37 protein-coding genes are annotated in these 22,204 nt (G+C 33.6%); 1 reads left to right on the forward strand and 36 read right to left on the reverse strand.

The window, feature by feature from the left end:
- Positions 1-54: 54 nt before the first annotated feature.
- From F4V43_RS02155 to F4V43_RS02200, 10 genes are all read right to left on the reverse strand, one after another.
- Entirely contained in the window at positions 55-441 is a 387-nt protein-coding gene (locus F4V43_RS02155; protein ID WP_150456600.1) for a hypothetical protein, read from the reverse strand.
- 220 nt (positions 442-661) lie between these two features.
- Positions 662-1,018 carry a hypothetical protein gene (locus F4V43_RS02160; protein ID WP_150456601.1) on the reverse strand — a complete coding sequence of 119 codons (357 nt, stop codon included), beginning with the start codon at positions 1,016-1,018 and terminating at the stop codon, positions 662-664.
- Between the two features lie 227 nt (positions 1,019-1,245).
- Positions 1,246-1,788 carry an accessory gene regulator B family protein gene (locus tag F4V43_RS20065; protein WP_150456602.1) on the reverse strand — a complete coding sequence of 181 codons (543 nt, stop codon included), beginning with the start codon at positions 1,786-1,788 and terminating at the stop codon, positions 1,246-1,248.
- Positions 1,789-1,803: 15 nt separating this feature from the next.
- Positions 1,804-2,475: a hypothetical protein gene (locus F4V43_RS02170; RefSeq protein WP_150456603.1), complete on the reverse strand. Its 672-nt coding sequence runs from the start codon at positions 2,473-2,475 to the stop codon at positions 1,804-1,806.
- 144 nt (positions 2,476-2,619) lie between these two features.
- Positions 2,620-3,615: a hypothetical protein gene (locus F4V43_RS02175; RefSeq protein ID WP_150456604.1), complete on the reverse strand. Its 996-nt coding sequence runs from the start codon at positions 3,613-3,615 to the stop codon at positions 2,620-2,622.
- Positions 3,616-3,617: 2 nt separating this feature from the next.
- A complete protein-coding gene (locus tag F4V43_RS02180; RefSeq protein WP_150456605.1) occupies positions 3,618-4,946 on the reverse strand; it encodes a DNA sulfur modification protein DndB in 1,329 nt (442 codons plus the stop codon).
- A gap of 46 nt (positions 4,947-4,992) precedes the next feature.
- Positions 4,993-5,787: a hypothetical protein gene (locus tag F4V43_RS02185; protein ID WP_150456606.1), complete on the reverse strand. Its 795-nt coding sequence runs from the start codon at positions 5,785-5,787 to the stop codon at positions 4,993-4,995.
- Entirely contained in the window at positions 5,784-6,260 is a 477-nt protein-coding gene (locus F4V43_RS02190) for a hypothetical protein (protein WP_150456607.1), read from the reverse strand. The genes F4V43_RS02185 and F4V43_RS02190 overlap by 4 nt, the downstream gene beginning before the upstream one ends.
- Positions 6,261-6,395: 135 nt before the next feature.
- Positions 6,396-6,947 carry an acyltransferase gene (locus F4V43_RS02195; RefSeq protein WP_150456608.1) on the reverse strand — a complete coding sequence of 184 codons (552 nt, stop codon included), beginning with the start codon at positions 6,945-6,947 and terminating at the stop codon, positions 6,396-6,398.
- Positions 6,948-7,273: 326 nt separating this feature from the next.
- On the reverse strand, positions 7,274-7,669 hold the full coding sequence (locus tag F4V43_RS02200; protein ID WP_223879751.1) for a type II toxin-antitoxin system PemK/MazF family toxin: 396 nt from the start codon (positions 7,667-7,669) through the stop codon (positions 7,274-7,276).
- Positions 7,670-7,883: 214 nt separating this feature from the next.
- Here F4V43_RS02200 and F4V43_RS02205 point away from each other — a divergent pair, with 214 nt between their 5' ends.
- Positions 7,884-8,354 carry an RsfA family transcriptional regulator gene (locus F4V43_RS02205; RefSeq protein WP_411898440.1) on the forward strand — a complete coding sequence of 157 codons (471 nt, stop codon included), beginning with the start codon at positions 7,884-7,886 and terminating at the stop codon, positions 8,352-8,354.
- A gap of 180 nt (positions 8,355-8,534) precedes the next feature.
- On the opposite strand, the gene F4V43_RS02210 is transcribed toward F4V43_RS02205, so the two are convergent.
- From F4V43_RS02210 to F4V43_RS02330, 26 genes are all read right to left on the reverse strand, one after another.
- Entirely contained in the window at positions 8,535-8,849 is a 315-nt protein-coding gene (locus F4V43_RS02210; protein ID WP_191089441.1) for a nucleotidyltransferase family protein, read from the reverse strand.
- A gap of 229 nt (positions 8,850-9,078) precedes the next feature.
- Positions 9,079-9,882: a hypothetical protein gene (locus tag F4V43_RS02215; RefSeq protein WP_150456611.1), complete on the reverse strand. Its 804-nt coding sequence runs from the start codon at positions 9,880-9,882 to the stop codon at positions 9,079-9,081.
- 46 nt (positions 9,883-9,928) lie between these two features.
- Complete coding sequence (locus tag F4V43_RS02220; protein WP_150456612.1) at positions 9,929-10,195, reverse strand: hypothetical protein; 267 nt, start codon at positions 10,193-10,195, stop codon at positions 9,929-9,931.
- A 115-nt stretch (positions 10,196-10,310) separates the two neighbouring features.
- Complete coding sequence (locus F4V43_RS02225) at positions 10,311-10,511, reverse strand: hypothetical protein (RefSeq protein WP_150456613.1); 201 nt, start codon at positions 10,509-10,511, stop codon at positions 10,311-10,313.
- A gap of 84 nt (positions 10,512-10,595) precedes the next feature.
- A complete protein-coding gene (locus F4V43_RS02230; RefSeq protein WP_150456614.1) occupies positions 10,596-10,844 on the reverse strand; it encodes a helix-turn-helix transcriptional regulator in 249 nt (82 codons plus the stop codon).
- Positions 10,845-11,404: 560 nt separating this feature from the next.
- The gene (locus F4V43_RS02240; protein ID WP_150456615.1) at positions 11,405-11,755 is read right to left on the reverse strand and encodes a hypothetical protein; all 351 of its coding nucleotides are present in this window, start codon (positions 11,753-11,755) and stop codon (positions 11,405-11,407) included.
- Between the two features lie 117 nt (positions 11,756-11,872).
- Complete coding sequence (locus F4V43_RS02245) at positions 11,873-12,136, reverse strand: hypothetical protein (protein WP_150456616.1); 264 nt, start codon at positions 12,134-12,136, stop codon at positions 11,873-11,875.
- Between the two features lie 39 nt (positions 12,137-12,175).
- Entirely contained in the window at positions 12,176-12,757 is a 582-nt protein-coding gene (locus tag F4V43_RS02250; protein ID WP_150456617.1) for a class I SAM-dependent methyltransferase, read from the reverse strand.
- A 33-nt stretch (positions 12,758-12,790) separates the two neighbouring features.
- Complete coding sequence (locus F4V43_RS02255; RefSeq protein ID WP_150456618.1) at positions 12,791-13,150, reverse strand: hypothetical protein; 360 nt, start codon at positions 13,148-13,150, stop codon at positions 12,791-12,793.
- Positions 13,151-13,173: 23 nt separating this feature from the next.
- A complete protein-coding gene (locus F4V43_RS02260; protein ID WP_150456619.1) occupies positions 13,174-13,671 on the reverse strand; it encodes a hypothetical protein in 498 nt (165 codons plus the stop codon).
- Positions 13,672-13,745: 74 nt separating this feature from the next.
- Complete coding sequence (locus F4V43_RS02265; protein ID WP_191089442.1) at positions 13,746-14,786, reverse strand: glycosyltransferase family 2 protein; 1,041 nt, start codon at positions 14,784-14,786, stop codon at positions 13,746-13,748.
- Between the two features lie 150 nt (positions 14,787-14,936).
- Positions 14,937-15,239, reverse strand: a complete 303-nt coding sequence (locus tag F4V43_RS02270) for a hypothetical protein (RefSeq protein WP_150456621.1) — start codon at positions 15,237-15,239, stop codon at positions 14,937-14,939.
- A 123-nt stretch (positions 15,240-15,362) separates the two neighbouring features.
- A complete protein-coding gene (locus F4V43_RS02275) occupies positions 15,363-15,554 on the reverse strand; it encodes a hypothetical protein (protein ID WP_150456622.1) in 192 nt (63 codons plus the stop codon).
- A 42-nt stretch (positions 15,555-15,596) separates the two neighbouring features.
- Positions 15,597-16,088: a hypothetical protein gene (locus F4V43_RS02280; RefSeq protein ID WP_150456623.1), complete on the reverse strand. Its 492-nt coding sequence runs from the start codon at positions 16,086-16,088 to the stop codon at positions 15,597-15,599.
- A 28-nt stretch (positions 16,089-16,116) separates the two neighbouring features.
- Positions 16,117-16,806: an HNH endonuclease gene (locus tag F4V43_RS02285; RefSeq protein ID WP_150456624.1), complete on the reverse strand. Its 690-nt coding sequence runs from the start codon at positions 16,804-16,806 to the stop codon at positions 16,117-16,119.
- Positions 16,807-17,126: 320 nt separating this feature from the next.
- Positions 17,127-17,378: a hypothetical protein gene (locus F4V43_RS02290; protein ID WP_150456625.1), complete on the reverse strand. Its 252-nt coding sequence runs from the start codon at positions 17,376-17,378 to the stop codon at positions 17,127-17,129.
- A 307-nt stretch (positions 17,379-17,685) separates the two neighbouring features.
- Positions 17,686-17,934: a hypothetical protein gene (locus F4V43_RS02295; RefSeq protein WP_150456626.1), complete on the reverse strand. Its 249-nt coding sequence runs from the start codon at positions 17,932-17,934 to the stop codon at positions 17,686-17,688.
- A 51-nt stretch (positions 17,935-17,985) separates the two neighbouring features.
- On the reverse strand, positions 17,986-18,129 hold the full coding sequence (locus F4V43_RS19595) for a hypothetical protein (RefSeq protein ID WP_191089443.1): 144 nt from the start codon (positions 18,127-18,129) through the stop codon (positions 17,986-17,988).
- A gap of 80 nt (positions 18,130-18,209) precedes the next feature.
- Positions 18,210-19,733, reverse strand: a complete 1,524-nt coding sequence (locus F4V43_RS02300) for a hypothetical protein (protein WP_150456627.1) — start codon at positions 19,731-19,733, stop codon at positions 18,210-18,212.
- A 108-nt stretch (positions 19,734-19,841) separates the two neighbouring features.
- Entirely contained in the window at positions 19,842-20,183 is a 342-nt protein-coding gene (locus F4V43_RS02305; protein WP_150456628.1) for a hypothetical protein, read from the reverse strand.
- A gap of 6 nt (positions 20,184-20,189) precedes the next feature.
- Positions 20,190-20,471: a hypothetical protein gene (locus tag F4V43_RS02310; RefSeq protein WP_150456629.1), complete on the reverse strand. Its 282-nt coding sequence runs from the start codon at positions 20,469-20,471 to the stop codon at positions 20,190-20,192.
- Between the two features lie 41 nt (positions 20,472-20,512).
- Complete coding sequence (locus tag F4V43_RS02315) at positions 20,513-20,956, reverse strand: hypothetical protein (protein WP_150456630.1); 444 nt, start codon at positions 20,954-20,956, stop codon at positions 20,513-20,515.
- A gap of 41 nt (positions 20,957-20,997) precedes the next feature.
- Positions 20,998-21,312 carry a hypothetical protein gene (locus F4V43_RS02320; RefSeq protein WP_150456631.1) on the reverse strand — a complete coding sequence of 105 codons (315 nt, stop codon included), beginning with the start codon at positions 21,310-21,312 and terminating at the stop codon, positions 20,998-21,000.
- Between the two features lie 45 nt (positions 21,313-21,357).
- Positions 21,358-21,642, reverse strand: coding sequence for a hypothetical protein (locus F4V43_RS02325; protein ID WP_150456632.1), 285 nt, complete (start codon positions 21,640-21,642; stop codon positions 21,358-21,360).
- A 43-nt stretch (positions 21,643-21,685) separates the two neighbouring features.
- Positions 21,686-21,862, reverse strand: coding sequence for a hypothetical protein (locus F4V43_RS19600; protein ID WP_191089444.1), 177 nt, complete (start codon positions 21,860-21,862; stop codon positions 21,686-21,688).
- A 28-nt stretch (positions 21,863-21,890) separates the two neighbouring features.
- Positions 21,891-22,121, reverse strand: coding sequence for a hypothetical protein (locus F4V43_RS02330; RefSeq protein ID WP_150456633.1), 231 nt, complete (start codon positions 22,119-22,121; stop codon positions 21,891-21,893).
- Positions 22,122-22,204 lie beyond the last annotated feature (83 nt).

Raw genomic sequence — 22,204 nt, forward strand, 5'->3', positions numbered from 1 at the left:
CTTATTATATAAAGTCAATTATTATTTTTGCTCTAAAAGTAAGGAGTTTCCTCCCTACTTTCCGAATAAGTGAAGTCTAACACAATCCATAAAGCCCATCTCTTCATCCTTGCTATGTATAGACCACATATCTTCTGCGGTCCCGGTCCACTGGTTAGTCATGAAGTCGTTGAGTGGTTGTTGAAATAGCTGTTCAATAGTCGTTTTCTTTGATTCTTTGTATGACAAAAGGAAATTATCTTTGGTTTTAAAGGCATTCTCTCTCTTTTTGGCCCTAGTTATACTGAGGAAATATTGCAAATCTCTTCTTGTATCGAAATTCATAAAAAGCAATTCTTTTTGTTCTTCATTGCTAGGGAATAAAAAGCTGAGTTCACTCCAAAAAGCAGTAGCCGATAAACTAATATTCAAATGTTGAGATAATGATTCACTAACTTCCACTTTATATCTCCCCCGAGTTGGTAATATTTATTGTCTGTAGATAGTTTATTATTTAACGCCTTCTAAATCAACAGTCTTACCCCACCGGGTAAAATATATTGACTTAAGTCCATTTTTTCGCTTGCCATGAATAAAATGTATTTAATTGTCGCAAAATGTCGATGGATATTTTCTTTTATAGTTTATATATGTAATTATAATTGTTTTTTAAATTAATATATTAATCCTTCTTAAAGAATCTTTCAAAATATAGCTTCACATCTTTAAAACGCTTTTCAGCAATTGTTATAAATTCATTTTTTGTTCCTAACTCATGATCTATTTTATACTTGAATAGTTTAAATTTCTCATCCAGTTCGGGATGTGCATTTAGATTGGCTATCATTCCTTTGTCAGTTTTTATATAACCTTCTTCTTGGTTAAGCAGCATTAAGGTTTTGTCAACATTAACACAGTCCCTATAGTACTGCCCATCTTTAGTTATATAAACGAGAAATCCATCTTTTTCTTTTTTTGTGGATTCTGTTCTTACTCCAATCACGTCTTCTATATTAAGCCACTCGGCCTCTTTAGACATTGATTGACCATCCCACTGACAAACTTTAAAGCACCTCAACGGTAACACTCCTTCCTTTTATATATTTTGCCCATTGGACTTTATACAATGGGCAAAATATATGTATCATTTTATTTTATTCTGGTACTTCTTCACCATAAATGAAAATTAGGCTAGCAGTAGACGTTTCGGCAAATACGAATGCCGACATTACCACTCCGATAATTGTCATCAACTTACGAGTAATCTTATTCAAGAATTTTCACCTCCTTCTTAGGGTTTACGTTGATAAGCAATAAACTCTGAATAAATATTGCCAAAGTAATAGTGGAGTTATCAATGATCAGAGATAGAATTACAATAATTACTGACAGAATTTTAAATATGTAATGATATTTTTCTTTGACCCTTGTTTTTTTCAGAATCCTAGACGGTGCAAAACACACGCACAGAACAATACTAAATAGGGTTATTATTGTACTAAATCCAGAAATAACATAACTGAAGTTGCTTGCAATAAATAATGTAGACGTAGTGATTAAAACGCATGTATCTGCATTTTTTGAATGATACCCACCAGAAAACTTTCTTAATAAAGCAAAAGATATAATGGCTAACAAATAGTCTCTTCTTTGACCAAAGTAATTAGATAATATCAACAAAAATAGTATTGGTAACGTATTCGTAATTAAAACCTTTATGGTGAACTTCACTTTAGCAAAAGAGGGTAATTCTCTCTCATAATGTTTTTTTAGAAAACTAGCCACCTCGAATGAAAGGTGTTCTATCATTTCAAATACCTCCTACTAGTCCTTCTTTATACCACTTTTATAATCCTTTTTTTCATTGGCTTCCTCTATAAGCCAATAACCCATGATGCAAATTATCCAAAAAATAATCTCTAGAAAAAAATTATTAAATCTATATATACTAAACAACAAAATAAAACCAGCTAACACTATAACAAGAAAATAAAAACTTAGTTTATTAAATCTAATGCTGCTCTCACTCGTGAACCCACCAGTTGTATAATTCTTTCTTTTCACTCTTATGTATTGTCCGAGGAAAACAACAATTATCACACTTACTATTTGTATAAATCTAGATACTGTTTTATCTGCTTGTATTGCAGAAACTGATTCAAACGCCATAAATTCTTTTAATATATTAATGCCAACTAGCTCAACCAATCCAAGCGACATGTATCCGGTAAAGGCCAATTTTATTGAATCGATCATTGAAAGCTTAAAATAGAAAAGCAGGCATAAAAATAATAAAATAAAAGATAGTGATGGCGTCAAAGCCTTAATCATCTCATGGTGCTTTAGAGTAAATGCCCCTACAGACATTAAGAAAACGGTTAAAGTTATTTCTTTATATCTAAATTTCAAATCCACTTTAAATAAATTAAAAGAGAAAAAGATAATTGCAAATCCTTCTAACATAGACAAGCCAACATAGATAATCGCGTCAGCCAAACAACTCTCCCCCGTTCATTAAAGCAAATATAATTATTTATAAACTAATAATATCATTCATTTCTTAAATGTCAACACTTTATATGAAATTAATTTTACAACAAAAAAGATGAACCCATAATGGTTCATCTCACATGCTAATGCCTATTTTAGATACTGTTTCACTTCTGGATATAACATTGATATTGTATCGATATTTAGATACTCTTTCTCAATCCTAGTTGTTATTTTGTAATCAATGCCAAACTGTTTACATACCATTATAATCTCTTGCCGGTCGAATTTACCCGTTTGTTGAATCAGATCATACGCAAGTTTTATCATCCCAGATTTACGAATATTAGTTGGAGTCAAATAATCTTGCCCAAATAGTTTTGCTATAGAAGAAATACGGTTAGTGATTAATGTAGGAACTCCTACATCAGAAATCTTACTATTTAATGCAGCAGGTCTAAATACATAGGGACTATCCACTAATTTGATAATTGGATATCTCGAAGCTCCCTCTCCATTGTTTTTAGCATATTCCTCTTGTCTTGCGGCACCTAACAATAAGCCCATTAGTTTGTCGGAGACATTGACTTTACGAGTTACCAAAGGTCCTTTAGATGGTTTATTTCTAATTTCTAAGACATTGCTATGTGGATCTAAATCTTTCTTTAGAATATTTAACAATTCGGAATATTGTCTTCCCAGTATCCCCTCAAAGATGGCCTGAATTGAAGCGGAATCTTGAAAGTTGGCTATTTTACCTATGAGAGTAGCTATTTCTTTTTCTGTATAATATACTTTCTTACTTGTATCCACAAAACTGCCTACGAAATCATCTGTAGTAGTTGAGGCCAATGGGTTAATGTTATCATCTCTAAGATCTTGTTGTATGCCCCACTGTATGTACGAGCGTATTAAGCCCAGTGCAAAGGAACTTGAAGCAAAGCTTGAGGGAGCTAATAGTTTCATCAATCGGCTAGCCTCATTGATATTAAAATTATATAAGTCTTTTTCTAGCTGTTCTTCTAGGTCATTTGATACTTTAAATATCCTTAAGTGTGCATTCTTCATCTGTTCGGTTAAACCTTTTAAAAACCTGTTTTTTTGAGTTTCATTATAAATTATATCGTCATATATTCTATTCGACATCTTTATTCCTCCCCAAATGATGAGACTAATGTTTCAAAATAGTTAAGTACTTTTTTTCTAGTTGTATTAGCATTCATACGAGTGGATAAATGTCCTTCTTTGAGTAATTCGTTTAATTCTTCATTCCGAAAATCAATTTTATCAATGTACTTTTTTATTTCTTTCGTGTGAATATCATTATTAATTAAATACTTGGCTATTACAGTATAACCAATAAACATCAGGGGATGATTAATATTACTCTCCCTGTGAGAGTTAGGGTTCTCCAAAAATTCGTCCACATATGAACCGACCAAGTAATTGTAAAATTTGATCAGATATTCAGAAACCTCGGTCGCCTCCATTTTAGTTTGCGGGTTAAATACTTGATCTATTGCATACGACATAATATCAAACGTTGTCAATTGACCCGCAAGAGTTGAAATTGTTGAAGCAGAAGCAATTTTACCTTTCAGGTCAGACTTAAGTTGAAGATCTCTTACAACTTGATCTGATTTTCTGTTAGAGAGCAATTCTTTTCGTCGCTCTACTTTTACGGGGTTTATCGTGTTTATTTGACCAAAATATCTTTGAGCGGTTGGCGTATCATACGATCTGATAGTAACCCAGAGCTTTTGTTGAGTGTCTGGGTTAATTAGTGTAGTACGAATAGAGCCCTGGAGACGATGATAACCATCAAGAATGCTAATAACCGCACCCTCATTTACCGTTAGTGTCATTTTCTTCTCATTATAACTAAGTGGCTCCACTTCGTTACTATAAATATTGAGAGCAATAACATCTTGCAGATACGTACCATTCGTCATTTCTTCTGCAATATCTTTAACACTCTCTGGATTAACGTCTGGTGTGGGAACCACACCGTTTTGAGATTGAATATATTTCGCACTCCGTTGAGTATCATAATCGTATATAATCATCTGGCTATTTACCATTTTAACTAACATTGTGATTGGTAACTCAGTCATGTAATTTGTGTCATCTGATTTAATTACTCTCTCAAAAATAAGAGGCAATTCAAGCTTTTCTTCTTTGAAAATCTGTGAAATATTCCTCTTGGCAGTATCAACTTCATTATCTGTAAACCAGTGATCAGGGCTTACAGCGTCATTTTTAATGACCACGTAGATGGCTTCTGTGATTAAACAAAGTAGAGATAAACTTAAACTTGAAATGGGTTGTTTCCCACTTACAATATCGTCAAAAACTCCAAGTGCTACGCCAAGTTCTTTTAAATGTTTATTAACTTCATTTTTCTTTTTGCGTGATGCCTTGATTTCTTTAATTTGCTCTACGATTAAGGTTTCTAATTCTTCTCTTTCTCTTTTCATTACTTTCACCTCTATAATTTAATTATACTACATTACTTTTATATTATTAAATTTTGAGTTTATTTAATTCACTGCCTATGGCATTAAAAAATACCGATTGTGAAGGATTAGTATAAATGAATTTTTTACATATCTCTACTAGGGCACTATAATCAAAAGACTTTAATGCTCTGACAACTTCCGCTCTGTACTTTTTAAAGCATTCCTCACAAAACTTGTCCCCTTCAAATGATGGCGTAAACTGCCTGTAGCAATTATGTTCGATGCAAATCTTATCTTTAACAGAAACACTCTGTCCATAAGGAGAAAAACCAGCTTTACGCATAGCCACAGTCCAAGTAACATTAAACTTCTTCAAGGCATCCACTGTAGGCTTAAGCCTTAAACTTTCATATTCTTTGCTCGTTGGTACGTACCCAAGTTCCTTAATCGATTTTTTTAAATCATCTAGCGCAGCATCTAATGTAATATACCCGCCAACTATTTTTACATTCGCGGTCTTACACATATCTTCCCAGCCATAGTGTTTACTAATATAATCGCTGCTGGGAGAGTATCCTGATTTATCATATAATACCTTAGAAACTTCACCATGCTCTAATGCCAACAACTTCAAATTACTAATAGCATTAGTGCGATTTTTTTTTATTGTATATTGTTCTTTATCAAGTATCTCACATTCCTTCAAAAACTCCGAAAAATTGATATCATATGTTTTTTTTAATGTTTCCCAAACTGGTAGATCGCCTCGATTTCTATTGAACAGATCAACAGTTAAATATCCTCCTGCCCGCACAGCAACAGACTTCGCTTTTTCAATGATTGTTTTATTTAATATCATTGTTTCACCTTTCGTTCGTTTGTGTATAGATAACCCATACCCTTACTAGTTCTAATTATTCCCACTTTTTCTTGCAGGAAAACATCGTTCCTACATCCACTACAATATGTCTTTTCCATGCAATACTCAAGCTCTGTAACGTAGACTCTTCCGCAAACTTTGCAATCTATTTTTGCTCTTATTGGTCCATCATAAGCTTTAATTAAATTTGTTATACTTTCATTTTTTTCACTTTCAATTTGTTTATGTAGAGAAGAGAAATTATCCCATATCTCTACTCTTCCTGTACTTACTCGGAAGTTTGATACTGTTTCGGTATTTATTCCAAAATACTCTTCGCCAACAACTGTTACGTACCTTCTTCCCTCCTTAAAACATTGGATAAATTCATCTACTTGCTTAGAACTAAGATTAGCGGTTCCTTTAATCCCACTATGTAGTGTAAAGATCATAGTGAATAATTTATCGTCCATATAACACCTCATAATAAATTTACTATAATAATAATCTTTTGCAAGGGTAATTCAGCGGGCAAACAAGGGTAGAAAAACGCAAATAGACCTATACATATAGTCTTATAATATGTATAGGTCTATTTATCTTTCATATTATTCATCGTAACCGTGTGAAACGGAAAGCTCACTTCTTATTTTTTCTTTTTGATAATGTGTTTTTTGAGGCCAATAAGTATCATACACAGGTTTCGCCTGAAGGTTAGCTTGATGTTTGTTAATAAAATCTGTAGTAGAACCAATTACAGTAGCAGGGCACCCTGCCACTACGCTTCCACTTGGGATTGATTTCGTAACAACTGAACCAGCAGCAACAATAACATCGTCACCTATTGTTACATTGCATAAAATAATGCTTCCAAAACCAATAAAAACTCTGTTTCCTATTGTAACTTTTCCTATTTTTGACTTTCCAAAGTACAATTTTGTGCTTGCATCATGTGCCAATATGGAACTGTTCGTTATAGTTACGTCATCGCCAATTTCTATCAACCAAGCGTGTCCATAATCGATATGACTGTTGAAAAAGTTAAAGTTCTTTCCAACCTTCAAGCCATTCTCGATTAATAAATCCAGTTCCGATTTCGGATGTATTTTGTTCTTTATTCTTACACTTAACGACGAGAGGAAAGCTAAAATAAATTTCATCAATTTATACCCCTTCACCTATGTTCTCCATTAAGTACGGATATTATTTACAATATACCCCTTTTCTTCAACCGTGTCTATGGATTTTTAGTCTTATGTACCCAATTCAATTTTTTATCGAATATCCTATAGTTTGCTGCTAGAAAATTATTTAATGCTTCTGGGTTATCTGATGAAAGAACTGTGGGCCTCCACATCTCTTCTCCTGTAACCTCGTTTTTCCACTCTAATTTCTCTAAGACATATCTCCCCATATTTCTTCCTTTCTAATATTATTTTAACTAAAATAATATTAATATCGTTAGAATATACATTTACTAAATGTATTAGAATTTTATGTACTCATTAAGGCCAGTACTTACTAAATAAGCTTTATCCATATCTTGTTTCAATTCTCCAGGAAGAGATAGCAACTTATACTTAAGTTGTTTTTTAGGGATGGTAATAATTTGTTCAAAAAGAATAGTTGAGTCTTTAGCAATTCCAGTTTTTTCTGCCTTAATCTCCACATGTGTGGGAAGCCTCTTTTTTGTGGCGCTAGATGTGACTGGAACTACGAATACTAGAGGCGAATATTTATTGCCCATATCATTGCTAACTACGACAACAGGTCTTGTGCCTCCTTGAACTGAACTGTCTTTATCTGGCTCCCCCAGATCTGCAAGATATAAATCATACCTTCTGATTTCATTTTCTTTGCTAATCATTACATTTACACTCATATGCTTTCAACTCCTATTTATTATATATATTTGGTCTGTCATTATAGTATGAACCCTTACATATTATTATATACACATAATTATTTTTGTACATACGGAACGTTTGTTCTGTCAAGTATTTTTAACTACAGTGTTAAATATCCCTCTTCTGTGTGAATAATCACTTGACATCTTGGATATATATGTTAGTAATACTAATTTTGGAGGAATGAGTATGCAAAGACAGGATAGTTGGACAAATGAAGACGACTTGTTATTAGCCGACACCGTAATAAAACATATTGAGACCGGCAAAACACAATTAGAAGCGTTTGAAGCAGTAGCCAACATTCTTTCTCGCACAGCAGCCGCTTGTGGGTTTCGCTGGAACAGCAGTGTACGCAAAAGATGTGAAGAACGAATTCAGCAAGCGAAAATAACACGAAATAAAGACAAGTCAATAAAACAAAATCCTTCTGATAATTCGAATAAATCTAATCCCTCCTTCGATGAGGTAATTAACTACTTAAAATATATTAAACTTTATTTAGAGAATTCAAACAAAGAATTGTTATTTTTACGTCAAAAAGTTTCAGAAATCGACAGTGGTACGCCATCCATACTAAGACCAGAAGAAATAAATAAGCTAGTAACAGCAATGGAGAAAATAATACAACAAAATGAGAAAGAGATGCCAACGGGGTAGTTCCCGAAAGCATCTCTTCATATTTCATCTAGATTGTGACTTATTCAAGTCTCATTGACTGCCTAATGCTACAAGTGATAAGATTAGTTTGCGGTGATAATCGTTGGCCGTCGGCGCATAGCTGATCTCTTGGCGGAGAAATCAGCTATTTTTTATTTTAATTAAATTGTATTTATAAAGTTATTTGCTATATATCTCTACTGCTCCTGGTCTGATTCTATCAATGAAAGGTTCATTGAATTCATAGGTAACAGCATTAAAGTGAATCCTTTGATCAATTTCATACTTAATCTGAAAACCTTCACGGTTTATTGCTTCCCGCTCATCGTAATCATGAACTATAACAAGAATATCAATATCGCTATTAGGTTTCGCAGTTCCATTTACTTGAGAACCGAATAACAAGACTTGCTCGATACTTAAGTACCTTTTCAACAACTCTTCACTGAACAACTTTGCAGATCTTAATACATCCGGTGACACTTCTTTTTTCATCAGAACTCCACTCACCTTAAAAATTATCATTTTCAAATGTGATTTCCTGATTATCTAATTTTAGCTTGATTGTCTGTAGTTTTGACTCAAGCCAATCGTGTTTATACACTTTTCAAGCTCACCCTTTGCAATGTCTACAGCTTTTAAGACTATCTCAATCTCCAATGTATCCAACCTATTTTTGTCCATTATTTATCCACCCCTCTATCAAAATAAAATCCACATTTTATTACCTCTTATGGGGATCTTCCACTACTGATACTTTGCTCACATCAAATCCAAGCTCCTCAAGTCTCTTCTTTCCCTCTGCTGTAACAACATTAAGTTTAATCGTACTATAGTTATTATCCCCATAGAGTTCAGCTTGCATCTTGTCTCTGCTGTATGGGACTCGATAAAATTCCCTAAGAGAATATATGATAGGCTTTTCATTATCATCGTACGACACATGTACAGTACGTGAAGTGCACTTTACTATCACCCCAGCACCATTATATATATCATATCTCATTACACTCAAAGGAACGATATCGCCTACATTATATTTTGTAACTTTGTCTTTCTTAAGGTCTTTTTTTGCCCCCAAGATACTAGTCATAGCAAAACAATCCTCTTGTCCAAGAGAACCGGAATACCTATCTCCGTTATTCTTGATACGATACCCATAAATAGCAGAATCTAATATTTTGGTTACCAGCACGCTGAATATCTTAGTTGATCCGGGCCTCTTCACTTTCACAAGTTCACCTATTCTAATACCTAACTTATTAAATTCTTCGATGTCTTTTTGATTTTGTTTCTCATCTTCTTCTCTTCGCACTTCGTTCTTTTTAATCAGTCTTAACTTCCATGCAGGAAGTTCGCTGCTCCTGTGGTTTCCTTCAAGTTTAACCCGTATATACTTATGTAAGTTGGTAGCTAGGCCCTGTACTTCGCCTATTTGCCCAGCACGGGCCTGACGCTTATTATCAGAGGTTAATATATCCTCCATTACTTCCACTAAATCTCCGTAGTAAAATAAATATTTGTCCATTCAATTCCTCCTCTCATGATAAATCTTGCATTTCACATGGTCGTTCTCACGCAGACAATTTATGACCTAAAAGTCCAGCAATTTTTCCTGCTTGGGATTTGGTAATTGAAAAATCACCAACAATGCTGTCATCTTCGTCCACAAAATCGATTACCACCTCTGGGTCGCCTTTATTCTCCGAAAATTCATTCTTGATACGGTTGAAAATTATTCTCGTCTCGTCCTCAGTGCCAGTATTTAGTGACAGCAATGCCTCAAACTTGTTTTCTACAGTATTGATTTTTGTGAACACTAATCCCCATGTATTATTCATAGTATTACTCTCCTCTTTTTAGTTTTAATAAATCATTCCTTTTACTGTTTCACTCACTACTATACTCTTAAGCAAACGGCCCTACTCATTTTTCCCCATTCCTTACTTATTCATCTTATTCATCTTTACCATACACCACAGCCTCCATATAGGCCATATTTTGAGCGTATGCGAGTTCCCAGCAGTACTTAGCATTCACCTTCAAGCACATTGCCATCTCGTTAAACTCAGCCTCTGTAAGCTGTCTCAATTGATTGATTGTATACAGTTCAGCCATTCTCTGATGAACAGGCAATATATGAGTTGTATATTCCACTTTATCATCTCTCCCTTGTTCTCTTGATGATAAAGTATATGCACAATTAGTTGTGAAATTGCATGTCCACTTGTGCATTTATGGTCATTCTTTTACACGCTGCCATACCTCTTCGATTGTCCAGCGCTTTGAAACACCTGCTTCATCGGCTTGTCCGTTTAAATAGTCAACAATTTTATATGCCAACTCCAAACCAGGCAAAGTCTTTCCCCTGGTCAAATTGGTTACTGTATTACGATGAACTCCCCATATGGTCGCAAGCTCTTCATTTGTAACATCTGATCTCACTTCCAATAAGGCAAATCTCAGATTACACTTTATATTAAATGACATAAGGATCCCCCTTCACCCATTAAACCTAAAAAAGAAGGAAATTGCTTCGGCATTACAAGTTAACCAATCAACCAATTTATTAAAACTTCATTCTTTCTTTTATAAGTCTATATGTATGTTCAAGCTCTCTGGGAAAATATTGAGACATTAGACGACGATAAGATTCTTCATATTTTTTATACAAAAAAATGTTCTTTGACCACTAGAGCCTTCTCCTGAATTTCTTCAAACTGATCTGCTGTAATATCAATCTTATAACCCCGAAATTCTAACCAAGCATGAGTTTTTTGAAAATGGTGTTCTTCTCTGTTTTCAAAATACTCGCCACACACGTAAAAGCAATCAAATCCAAATTCTTCAAGCTGCCACTTTCCCAGTAACTCACTTGTATCTCCACACGTTCCAGATGGAAAGTCAAAACTTAAAGTGGAATTATTGAACTTTCCATCTTGTCTTATTGATTCAATGACATTCCAAAACCGATAACAAATCGCTTCTAATTGTTATTGTTCCTTCATACAGAGGACACTCCTCCACAAGCTTGATAAGGTGGTATTCATTCACTTAGATGAATTAGGATTAATTTTATCAATCACTTTCATCAACTCATGCAAACCAGTCAATGCTTCAGCAGCCTGCTTGGGGTTTTTTATAGCATCAGACATAAAATCTTTAGTGAAATCTGTCTGTGCATTTTTTTCGTAAAGTTTAACTTGAGCATCAAGTTGGCTATTAATTTTATCAATTTCATTTTGGTGTTGAAGTAATAACTTATCGATTTCTAGCTTGTAAATTTTCTCCTGTTTCTTTAAATCAGACTTATACTGATGCCTCAAACCCATGTAGGTAAGACCAGATGTTATTAATGAAACCAGGATAGGTGTAGCGACAGTTAGTGCAGTGTTATCCATGCGGTTCCCTCCCTATAATAGTTATTTGACCATGAACTATTTATCAGTAATTCTTTCCAACTTGTCTAAAATAGTTGTATTCTAGCATGTGTTTGGTCATATAGTGGTCAAGCCTCCTTAATCAATAGTGTGACCGAGCATGGCCGCAATATTAATAGCTGTTGTCTTTGTAACAGAATAATCATCGACAATGTCATCACTTGGATCAAGTAAATCTAAAACAATTTCTGGTTCGCCGTTGTTCTCCTTGAAGCTCTCTTTAATGGATTTGAACAAATCTATTGTCTTTGTTTCGTCTCCAATATTCAGTGACAGCAAAGTTTCAAATTCATTTGATTTCGTATTCACTTTGACAAAATTAAAGCCCCATGTGTTTTCCATAACTAAACATCCCTTCTCTATTTGAAATAGCCACTTCACCTACAACAGTCTGAGATTATTTTTTGCATGATACTCAGCCCAACATTTAATGAACGCATCGGGATTTTCTTTTAGCGATCTTCTGTACTTTAAATACTTTCGTTTAAGTGGCTTCATTTCATTGTTCCAAACGTCGCTGTTAACCCAATCCCAAATATCAAAATAAATCGTATCAAATTTTGTTCCTTTTGGGTGTTCATATGTAAATACATCGCCATGAATAATCCTTACTTTATCATTTAGTTCAAGTTGCTTTCCTACTAATTCAATAACTTCTTCATGTTTTTCTAGAATTGTTATCGTTTTGATTTTTTCGTCTTTTAAAATTGGTATAAGAATCATCCCGATGCCAAGGCCAGCGATAAACACATCTCCATGAGCCTTTCTAACAAATTCTGAATTAGTTCTTTGTTCCATAGGAGTATCGGACATAACGACTTCTCCACTACGAGTTAAGCGCGTATATGTCCCATCAGGAATATAATCTCTCCAGGATCTGTTTTCTTTAGTAATGGTGAATTTACTAAGTTTGAATTTACCCATTTCTCTCTCTTCGAGAAATTCTGCCATAGGCGTAAACATTGTTCTCCTCCTTCTTCTTATAAAGCAGTCATTTCAAACAAATTGAATAGAGATTCCGTCTTCACTTGTCTGAACACTCACTGTTAATTCTACCTGTTTATTTTCTTCAATTTGCTTTAGTACTTGCACTTCATCGTTCGTAAAATTCCCATCAATGAAGAGCTTATAATTGTCTTTTCTCCCTTCAAGTTCATCAACAAGGTATTCGTTTATCCCTTTAACCAGATCTTCGATTTTATCCATCTTATCAATCATAAGAAATTTATCTTCCGAATAAATCATGACCATCGTGACAGGTACACCTTTATAGTCGAAGAAAATATCTCCTTTTTCTTCATTGAAGATTTCAGCCATTGCTATATTCTTTCTTGCTTTCCCTTTAATCAGTCTCATGTTTGCATCTCCTTATAAAATAGTTATTTCAATTTGTTTTTAATACTTTGCAGCCTCAATATCTGTACAACTTCATTTTTGGAAAGTGGTAAACTAAGTGCATGTTGTTCAAGTTCTTGAACTATATCTTCAATAAATCTCACTTCGATATTTTCCTGAGTGAATTTACTTATCCATTTTGAACGGTTTATTGGTTTTCCTAAAAGGCTATACGTAGTGATAAATATCTTCTTGATATGATAGCCATGTGATCCACCCACAATATCTTCTATCTTGTCGTTTCGGTCTAGAGCGTTTAGTTGATTAACAAAATGAAGAAATCCATTCTGTTTGTTCTCACCGCCGCTGATTTTAGTTGAACCAGTTCGAATCTTCACTTCGCAGTCAAGAATTTCCTTGGTCTTGATATTTACCGCAAGGATGTCAATATCAGAATGAAATTGTCCATAATCAATTCCATCTATAATGAAATAATTTTTAGAAGCAAGCCACGCATATACAATTTTCTCATTAACATCCATAATAATCAGCCCCCAAACCGTTCTTTACAATGTATTTCGCCATACTGATCAAATAAACCATTCATTTAGAAACCCTAGATGCCTACAACAGATTTAACCTTACTCTTCATATTTCTGATAATCAACAAAGCATGAAACAATTCAGGAGCAATCAAGTAGGCATCGACTAAACGATTTTTTGATTGTTTTTCCCTTTTCCATGTTCTCATCAATTCCTTCATTTCTTTTGTTGTTCCTGGATATTGAATTTCAATATCCTTAAGGAGCTTGCGAATATATATAGATTTCGCCGATTGCAGGCAACTACTTAAATTGTAGAAATAGTTATCAATCATTTCTCCCTTAAGCAAAGTCATGGCTACCTCCTTGAGATTAGGATTTTTCCCAAGCATAAAGTAACCAGCTCTCTTTAGTGCATCAGCAAAGTCGAATTTTTTAATGTTGTAGTTATTAGTAAGAGATCCTTTGCGCTGGACGTAATAGGAATATACGTCTTGTAATGAAACTACCTTATCGGCTACACTAAGAGCCTTAAAAGCGAACTCTTGATCCTCACCATTTACGCAGCAGGGAGTATATCTGATGTTGTGGTCATTTAGTTGTTTGCGGTTATACAGCCCACTTATAGCGCTTATCATTCGTATTGACTTATCCAGTACAAGTTTTTTAAGTGTCTCTTCTCCGTTCATCATGAGCGTGTTATCATAGGGAAGAATACTATGATAGTCGTTAATAAGTTCTCCTTGCTCTGTGACTTTTCTCCATTTCCAGAATACTAAATCTGGATGTTCGTCTTTAATGACATTGTTAAGAGTTTCAATCAATTTAATCTCTACATAATCATCTCCGTCGAGAAAGTAAACATATTCGCCAGTAGATGCTTCAATTCCTGTATTTCTTGCTACACTTACTCCGGCATTCTCTTGATTGATAATTTTTACGTTATGTAGTTTATTCTGAGCGATGTACTCTGTAATTACCTGTAATGTTGAATCGATAGAACCATCATTGACAATAACTAATTCAAAATTATTATCTGTCTGATTGGCTAATGAATTAAGTGTACGTGTAACGTGTTTCTCTACATTGTAAACCGGAATGATTACAGAAATCACTTGGATACACCCCCAGATAATTTTACGATAGCTGTAAAAAAATATCAATAAATATATTTAGTAAAATTATTATTTTTGTATAAAACTGAAACTAAGGCGGTTTTCTTCGTCTACTACAAAATAACCACCTTAGTTGTTTTTAGTTATATTTTAGTTCTCGTCTGTTTGAAAATACTTTTCATTATTGTTGACAAGTTCTTTGACTAGGATTTCACATTCAGCATCATTCAAGCAATCTATCTTTTCTTTTAATTCTTCTACATCAAAATCTAAACTATCTAAGATATCAATCACGATGAGTAATAAATCTCTTCCTGTATCAACCTCGCTATGAAGTTTCTCGAACTCTTTGGGGTTAGTACTATAAGTTTTAATAACCATAGCTAAATTATGAATCTCGTGTAATTCAAATAAGTCAAGTATTTCCAAGAGACTTCTGCTTTCGCTAGTCATATATATCCTCCTTTTATTGGTTTCCTAGATAAGTGTATACCCAACGAGATATTATTGAAAGAAACGTTTATGCGAACATTCTATGTACCTGATAGAGTTTTTTGGTAAATGACTTATTTCATCTTAATTAATGATTTTTGTTACAATAACTCCATTCACATGTACTTCATTGATGCATTCAAAGTCATATGCTAAGACTTCTTTCTGTATCTCTTCATTGAAATTAAGTAAAGCCTCCTCGTAATTGTCACCAAATACATAGGTCTCATATTTTGCATAAGGCATACTCCAATTAACTTTGAATAAACGTTTCATTTATCACGCCTCCTTTCTTGATCAAATAATCTTTTTATCAACTCATAATAACTGTTTCAGTTGCTCCTTATGTTTAATAACTTGGTCAGCAATTTGAATTCTTAACGTATGACTTAATTTCTCGTCTAAGACAGACATTATTTCATTTCTTTCATTAACGTAATTAGAATAAGCATATTTTCCGTCTTTCCCGATATATATCGGCCCAATATCATCACAATCATTCTCGTCTACATACCCACCAAACTCCTTGACGATTTCGGTCATGATGCGAACAGATTCTCCCCAGTTGCCTAAAATTAATGCAACATGTGGCTTCGAGTCAAATTCAGTTTCGGGTAGTTTATCACTGGTTACACAATAAAATAAGTTCCGTCTATCATCATTATATTTGAAAACAACATTACCTATTTCGCCATCTCTGTCTTCATCAATGTAAAAGTTAGCTTCGCTGTCAAATTTCGTCTGTACCACATTATAAATATCAATAGCTTTTACTTCTTTACTTACGTACCCCTTTGTATCTACTCCCATTTTAATTTCTCCTATTCAAATAAAATATTCATTCTATCGAGACTTCTTTGTATCTCTTGTGATCTTCAGAAATCCATTGAATAATTTTTATATGTCTTTCTTGAGCATAATTTTCATTTCCTTCATTATACCAATCTTCGTACTTACTTTGATGTTTACTTGTATTACACCATAGGCAAGAAGGTAATAGATTCGTAATGTCGTTTGCTCCATTATTCTCAAAATGTTCTTTATGAAAGTCGCTCCATATGTATTTACGTTTTCTTTTAATGAAATGCTCCTCTATTGGGTGATCACAGTAAGCACATCTATAATTAAAATAGTTTTTGCAATTTTCCCATTCGTTTTTTGTTACTTCGTGTTTTTTATGTATATCTCTAAAATTACGATAATCTCGTAGCCTATCTCTATTTTCTTCGCACCACTTAGCATATCGTTCAGCATATACTTCTCTATTTTCTTTTGCATGTTTCTTATATCCCGCCTTTTTCCGTTCTTTTCTTATAGGATCGGCGTGATAGTATTCAAGTTCTCGTACTCGACATTCCTCAATATGTTCCGCCCTGTACTTTGCTTGATATTCATTTTTACAGTCTTTACACCAAGAATCTACTTTATTCTTTACGCCTTCCTTTTTTGTTGTCACCTTATGATAGTAAAAATACTCTTTTGTTGCAGGTTTTTCGTTTTTGCAATTTGTGCATACTTTAAAATCCATTAACTTTATAATCACTCCAATATTTTATTCTTGATTTCCCCTCTAATTATCCTTTTGAAAGAATCATTTTACCAACAGAATTTATTTCGTTACTAACTTGACATGACTTAAGTGGTCTCTTCCAAAACCCCACGTTTCATAATCCGCTTTATTGCGATAATTCCCTACCGTACTATGTAATATGTTGAATGTAAAACAATCCCCCCTTTACCACACACCATACATTCAAAACCAGATTGTCTTCCCATATATTCGGCATCATACTCTTGTCCGTTAACTTCGATTCTGATAATTCCTTTGGGAAATAGTTCTTTTGGCATTTACTTCAACCCCGCCCCCACAACGTATGGCATACATTTATAATCAAATGTCCATTTTCTATCAGTCCATTCACTGAATCCGTAAGGTGCGTATTCATTGAAATGATATACATTTCCTTTAATTTCTTTCTTACAATGATCACATACATGTCCGTTTTCAGAAGAAATATCCATTAATACTAGAGAACGTGGAGTGAATTCATTGTCCATATAGCCCAGGTTGCACATTAGATACTTTTCATACTTCTTCATCCCACATCAACTCCTGATAAAAACATAACTTTATGCGCTTTTGTTATTGGCAGATCGTACAATCACAATTGCGTTATCTTCTCTACATATTTCCACAAACTTGTTCATTTCCCCTTCATTCTCGAAAGAATATTGACTCAAGGCCAACTGACCGTTAACCTTTTCGAATACCGATACTACATACATCTTTAATCCCTTCCTATTCATTATGTATTCCTTATTTCTAATTACATTATATCATAATTATTATTATATTTCCACTAATAAATAAAGAAAACACCCTTCATGGGTGTTAAAAATCAATTAATTACTGGTAATCTTGATAAGCCCAGTAGAATAAACCCGCTGCAATCAAGACACAAATCATCACTAACGGGAAACTGACAAAATGGTTATATGTCCAATTAGCTAAACCTTTTTGTAGTGACATATCGATCTCGTCATCAATAAACTTTGTTTTATTTGGTGTTGTAGCTTTAAGAAAATACAACACTGCACAAATAAACGGATATACCAATGCAATGGCTCCAAAACCCAATTTTTGATCTTTACCCACAATATCACCTCCTATTGTCATTTTACAAGAATAGAAGACAAGTATGTATGACTAAAAGCACATAATTATAATTGCAACAATAAACAATGCAATAGAGAAATCTCTTAGCACTTCAATCAATGACGATGGCTGCTCAGTACTGAGCGAACCAACAATATTGCCGTTTTCATCACGGTATCTAATTATAGTTCTCATTTTATTTTCTCCTATCTACTTATCTGTCTTAGATTAATAGATTAATGTTGTTTATGGCAAGAGGATGCTGGAGCATCCTCTTATAATTTAGATCGGTTAATCTCAAATAAAGCGAGTAACTGTGTATTGACAAAATCATTAAAGGCTGTTTCCAGCATAGGAATGCTGCCTTCTTCCTGAATATACGATGTCCAGTCACCAGTAAGGTATTCACCTTTATTGATTTTGTCTTCAAAAAGAGCATAAATAGATTTGTTCGTTTCGGACATATTTTTCAAGATTCTTTCTAATTCCATTATTGAAATGATTTGAGGCTTTATATCAAATAATTTTAGATCAACATCCTTTTTCTCAAAGTGCTCACTCAAAACATTACTATAATACCAATCACTATTGGCCTGATATAATTGCTTATATGTCACAACGGCAGATATGATTTTCTTGTTTTGAATGTCTCCCACCAAGTCGAAAAAGACTTTATCATTTAATTGTTTTGCTACTGAAGTTAATTGTTCAAATCCTGTGCTAATCTTTTTGCTAGAATTATCGCCCTTCATTGCATATTCAGATGATATATATGCACTATATTCTATACCCTTACATTCGATTAAGAATATATAATCTTCGTAAACAATAACGTAATCACATACTTTTTTATCCGATAATTTTCTTAGTTGATTTTCAGTAATTATCTGCGAGTCATTATTAAATAATCTAATAACTTCGCCCACGTAAGATTCAAAAGAAGCACCAAACTCAAGGCCAAAAACACTGGGTATGTCTTTTTTGCAAATATCAAAAATGCCTTCTAAAACCCTTCTCATCAGCAACTCTTTATGTACGGCGAGATAGTTATCTTGATCATCTAGTTTTAATAATGGTCTTTCAAGAAATGCGCCTTGTAGATAGGTATCATAAAAAAGAGCGTGTATTTCACCAATTTTCTTCACAACATTTGTGTTAAATTCTTTAACTTGGTTTTTGGTTATTGAAAACAATCTGAAGAAGTCATCAATCTTAGCTTCGGTATAAATGTTCTTATCTAATCCGTATAAATATTGTTTAGACAATATTTTCGGGTTTCGTTGAAGCATTCCTGCATAGAGGGCAAATCCCATTGTATACCACTCCAAGAATGACATATTATATGTGTCGATAAAGTATTTTTCGCTTTTCTTAAAGAAATTTGGAATAAATATCTTCAGCGATCTCCCAATATAATCGGACCCATAGCCTTGTTGTAAATAAAATTGCTGGCGTGACATATTAATGAAAAATTCAACTACTCCATTTGGCTGTTGGACTAACAGCCTTTGCGCTATTGGGTCATAATAATTCTTGTAATGCTTCATGATTTTTTGAAAATCTTTGAGTGTAATTTCCTCGTGTCTGTATTCATGATGATATAGAAGATTGGATTGAATTGAATGCAAAATGAAATGCATCGGATAATGCGCCATTCGCCGTCTGTCTTCAAAAACATTTTCGATTATATTAGACGCAAAAAGAGCATATGAAGTCGGATCATATTTTTTTAACATGGCCTGTAATCTCTCTCGAAAGATGTCTGCTTGGTGTTTTAAACGATAATCTGAATCTTCCATATGCTCCAACCTTTCTATTGTTGTTTTCACCTTTAATAGTATAGCATTATTTGACTATAAACTCATAATGACTGTATAACCATTTCATAAAATCAGACTTTTATTAAATTACACAAATCTACCAATCATCGGTTTATCGTAAATCCCGAACCATCTCTGATAATTGTTTTTCACGCTATTAAAGTATTCATCTTCAATTTCTTCAAAATGATCAAAGAAATTATCATTAGCCGTGCATCCTCCAAATCCTTCGCCTATGTAAACTACAATAGCAGAGGAATTCACTTCATGAAGTCTTCTTAGCGCCCTATATGCCACATCATCCATATAAGGCCATGACATTATAAGTATGTCTATCTGATTTCCGTACTCCTCAATCGCTGCAATAGCATCCATTTGTTCTACTTTTGTCACTGTTTCTTTCCATTCTTTATATTCTCCATGATTCATGTTTGCCTAAGAAAAATCATCAGTTGTAATAATATCAACACCTTTTTGGCGCAGCGCATAAGACAAAATTCCCCGTCCAGCCATCACTTCTAAACATCTTCTATTGTCGATCCACTCAACAAACGGATTAATCCATCTCCAAGAAACAAAAGCGAACATTCCTTCTTTGTTATATTTATATCTTGCCTCGAACGCTCCGTCTTGGAAGGGGTTGTTAAAGACTGGCATTGCCTCTGGAATAACATAAGCTGCTCTCACTTTATTCTCTGTGATTTCATATGTACTCATAATTATCATTACTCTCAAATTTTGATAAATTAACTGTTTTATTAACTAAATTGATATTCAGCCCATACATAGCCTTCAGCGTCTCTGTAATTGTCGCTTCTGTCGCCATTCTCTTTTTCCCCAGGCCAATCAATCAACTCGTTTTTAAGTTCTTCCCATGTGTGAACCGTGCCATATTCATCAACGATCTCGTAAACATCTTCATTTTTTGCATAGAAATCCTTCAATTCCTTGACGCTTTTGAATTGAGGCTGTTTTTCAAAAAGTGGCTTCCACCCACCGGATCTTTTACCAATATGAATTTCTTCGTATCCAACATTTGTGAGGCTTTCGATTCTGAATTGTACATCATATATATTTTCTTCCGCCGCATTCCATTCTTTAAGTTGGTTTAAAAAGACATTAATCACTTGGTTTCTTTTGTTCATTTCCTCCCTATGATAAATATATTCTTTTCTATTTCTCAAATAATAATTTGTACTCATTTTGATCACTCCCATTATATTATTCTAATAAAATCCTGCTTTTATGAAGACATCCCCATAAAGTGATAGCCTTCTTCCTTCATATACTCGATATGTGCTCTCAACTCTCCATAGCGGATCTGCTCAGGAGTAAACTTAGCAAGTTTTAAATCGCCTTGATTATCCATGAATCCATACTCAGAAGGTTCTTTGTCTTTAATATCTTCTAACATTTTTTGAAGTTCTCCACTGTTAAAAGCGTCAATCACTTCCAAAGCCATATACTTCTTTTGAGCTTCATCAAAGGTTCCATTATCCCTATTGTTATAATACATATTACACAGTCTAATGAGGCTTTCCACACGCGCCTTTTTCATATATATCGACTCCTATAGGTTGATCAAATACTGTTTTTATTTAATTTACTGTTGAATTAATAGTTTGATTTGTCCTCTGTTAATTATACTTTCCAAGTCAGATACATAATAATGTTCACTTGCGAACCCTTCATACATTGGCTCTAACGTGAGTTTATATCCATCCTCCACTTTGTATCTATCAGTGTTAATTCTGAATAACATTGGAACTTCAGGATCTGAAGAAGATGTGTAAGATATACCTAAGATTGAATTAAGAGGTTTCGCTTTATCCAGAAAAAACACCTTGTCTACACCGTTTTTCAAAATAATCTCAGTTAATTTTTTCATATTAATTCTCTCCTTTTTGGATAAAATCGTTGTTTTAAGTTGTTTATTTCTTCAGGATTTGTTTTGCCTTGTTTCTTTCGGACTCACTATCAAAAATTATTTTAAACAGTCCCGAAACTCCTTCAAATAACACAGTTTCAATATCCCAGTAAGTCCATTCAATACCCGCCTTATCTAATTTTTTCGTGTCCTTGGTAGTCACCAATAGTCCATATTCCATTATAATTCCTCCTAATAAATTATAATTTTTATAACAATAAATCTATTAATTTTGGATCTTTAATTTCTGCCGTATGCTGTTGATGCACATATTCAATATTAATTGGTTTATAATCAACAAAACCATTTTTCATCTCGTACTCATACTTTTCACTATTTAGAATAACATCAATTCTGATAATATCTTTATCTAATACTGCATTGCTCAAATCTTCGTCGTATAGTGCTTTCAGCAAGATGAATTCATTAGTATCAAGCATTCAATTCACCATCCTATATGTATTATTACTTCCTCTACCTTTATTTATATTTTATCATATATTATTATTTTTGTATATACCTT

This window comes from Paenibacillus spiritus (assembly GCF_008710135.1).
Classification (GTDB): domain Bacteria; phylum Bacillota; class Bacilli; order Paenibacillales; family Paenibacillaceae; genus Paenibacillus_AQ; species Paenibacillus_AQ glufosinatiresistens.

What these genes read in the sequence shown, in the direction of transcription:
- F4V43_RS02305 (WP_150456628.1), bottom strand. Translation starts at nt 20,183, where the DNA reads ATGAATCATGGAGAATATAAAGAATGGAAAGAAACAGTGACAAAAGTA.
- F4V43_RS02310 (WP_150456629.1), bottom strand. Translation starts at nt 20,471, where the DNA reads ATGAGTACATATGAAATCACAGAGAATAAAGTGAGAGCAGCTTATGTT.
- F4V43_RS02255 (WP_150456618.1), bottom strand. Translation starts at nt 13,150, where the DNA reads ATGAGACTGATTAAAGGGAAAGCAAGAAAGAATATAGCAATGGCTGAA.
- F4V43_RS02285 (WP_150456624.1), bottom strand. Translation starts at nt 16,806, where the DNA reads ATGGATTTTAAAGTATGCACAAATTGCAAAAACGAAAAACCTGCAACA.
- F4V43_RS02250 (WP_150456617.1), bottom strand. Translation starts at nt 12,757, where the DNA reads ATGTTTACGCCTATGGCAGAATTTCTCGAAGAGAGAGAAATGGGTAAA.
- F4V43_RS02185 (WP_150456606.1), bottom strand. Translation starts at nt 5,787, where the DNA reads ATGATATTAAATAAAACAATCATTGAAAAAGCGAAGTCTGTTGCTGTG.
- F4V43_RS02330 (WP_150456633.1), bottom strand. Translation starts at nt 22,121, where the DNA reads ATGCTTGATACTAATGAATTCATCTTGCTGAAAGCACTATACGACGAA.
- F4V43_RS02215 (WP_150456611.1), bottom strand. Translation starts at nt 9,882, where the DNA reads ATGGACAAATATTTATTTTACTACGGAGATTTAGTGGAAGTAATGGAG.
- F4V43_RS20065 (WP_150456602.1), bottom strand. Translation starts at nt 1,788, where the DNA reads ATGATAGAACACCTTTCATTCGAGGTGGCTAGTTTTCTAAAAAAACAT.
- F4V43_RS02320 (WP_150456631.1), bottom strand. Translation starts at nt 21,312, where the DNA reads ATGAAAAAGGCGCGTGTGGAAAGCCTCATTAGACTGTGTAATATGTAT.
- F4V43_RS02245 (WP_150456616.1), bottom strand. Translation starts at nt 12,136, where the DNA reads ATGGAAAACACATGGGGCTTTAATTTTGTCAAAGTGAATACGAAATCA.
- F4V43_RS02160 (WP_150456601.1), bottom strand. Translation starts at nt 1,018, where the DNA reads ATGTCTAAAGAGGCCGAGTGGCTTAATATAGAAGACGTGATTGGAGTA.
- F4V43_RS19600 (WP_191089444.1), bottom strand. Translation starts at nt 21,862, where the DNA reads ATGGAATATGGACTATTGGTGACTACCAAGGACACGAAAAAATTAGAT.
- F4V43_RS19595 (WP_191089443.1), bottom strand. Translation starts at nt 18,129, where the DNA reads ATGAGAACTATAATTAGATACCGTGATGAAAACGGCAATATTGTTGGT.
- F4V43_RS02175 (WP_150456604.1), bottom strand. Translation starts at nt 3,615, where the DNA reads ATGTCGAATAGAATATATGACGATATAATTTATAATGAAACTCAAAAA.
- F4V43_RS02230 (WP_150456614.1), bottom strand. Translation starts at nt 10,844, where the DNA reads ATGTCATTTAATATAAAGTGTAATCTGAGATTTGCCTTATTGGAAGTG.
- F4V43_RS02200 (WP_223879751.1), bottom strand. Translation starts at nt 7,669, where the DNA reads ATGAGTGTAAATGTAATGATTAGCAAAGAAAATGAAATCAGAAGGTAT.
- F4V43_RS02190 (WP_150456607.1), bottom strand. Translation starts at nt 6,260, where the DNA reads ATGGACGATAAATTATTCACTATGATCTTTACACTACATAGTGGGATT.
- F4V43_RS02325 (WP_150456632.1), bottom strand. Translation starts at nt 21,642, where the DNA reads ATGAAAAAATTAACTGAGATTATTTTGAAAAACGGTGTAGACAAGGTG.
- F4V43_RS02240 (WP_150456615.1), bottom strand. Translation starts at nt 11,755, where the DNA reads ATGGATAACACTGCACTAACTGTCGCTACACCTATCCTGGTTTCATTA.
- F4V43_RS02195 (WP_150456608.1), bottom strand. Translation starts at nt 6,947, where the DNA reads ATGAAATTTATTTTAGCTTTCCTCTCGTCGTTAAGTGTAAGAATAAAG.
- F4V43_RS02270 (WP_150456621.1), bottom strand. Translation starts at nt 15,239, where the DNA reads ATGACTAGCGAAAGCAGAAGTCTCTTGGAAATACTTGACTTATTTGAA.
- F4V43_RS02205 (WP_411898440.1), top strand. Translation starts at nt 7,884, where the DNA reads ATGCAAAGACAGGATAGTTGGACAAATGAAGACGACTTGTTATTAGCC.
- F4V43_RS02210 (WP_191089441.1), bottom strand. Translation starts at nt 8,849, where the DNA reads ATGAAAAAAGAAGTGTCACCGGATGTATTAAGATCTGCAAAGTTGTTC.
- F4V43_RS02260 (WP_150456619.1), bottom strand. Translation starts at nt 13,671, where the DNA reads ATGGATGTTAATGAGAAAATTGTATATGCGTGGCTTGCTTCTAAAAAT.
- F4V43_RS02280 (WP_150456623.1), bottom strand. Translation starts at nt 16,088, where the DNA reads ATGGGAGTAGATACAAAGGGGTACGTAAGTAAAGAAGTAAAAGCTATT.
- F4V43_RS02220 (WP_150456612.1), bottom strand. Translation starts at nt 10,195, where the DNA reads ATGAATAATACATGGGGATTAGTGTTCACAAAAATCAATACTGTAGAA.
- F4V43_RS02180 (WP_150456605.1), bottom strand. Translation starts at nt 4,946, where the DNA reads ATGAAAAGAGAAAGAGAAGAATTAGAAACCTTAATCGTAGAGCAAATT.
- F4V43_RS02315 (WP_150456630.1), bottom strand. Translation starts at nt 20,956, where the DNA reads ATGAGTACAAATTATTATTTGAGAAATAGAAAAGAATATATTTATCAT.
- F4V43_RS02290 (WP_150456625.1), bottom strand. Translation starts at nt 17,378, where the DNA reads ATGAAGAAGTATGAAAAGTATCTAATGTGCAACCTGGGCTATATGGAC.
- F4V43_RS02300 (WP_150456627.1), bottom strand. Translation starts at nt 19,733, where the DNA reads ATGGAAGATTCAGATTATCGTTTAAAACACCAAGCAGACATCTTTCGA.
- F4V43_RS02275 (WP_150456622.1), bottom strand. Translation starts at nt 15,554, where the DNA reads ATGAAACGTTTATTCAAAGTTAATTGGAGTATGCCTTATGCAAAATAT.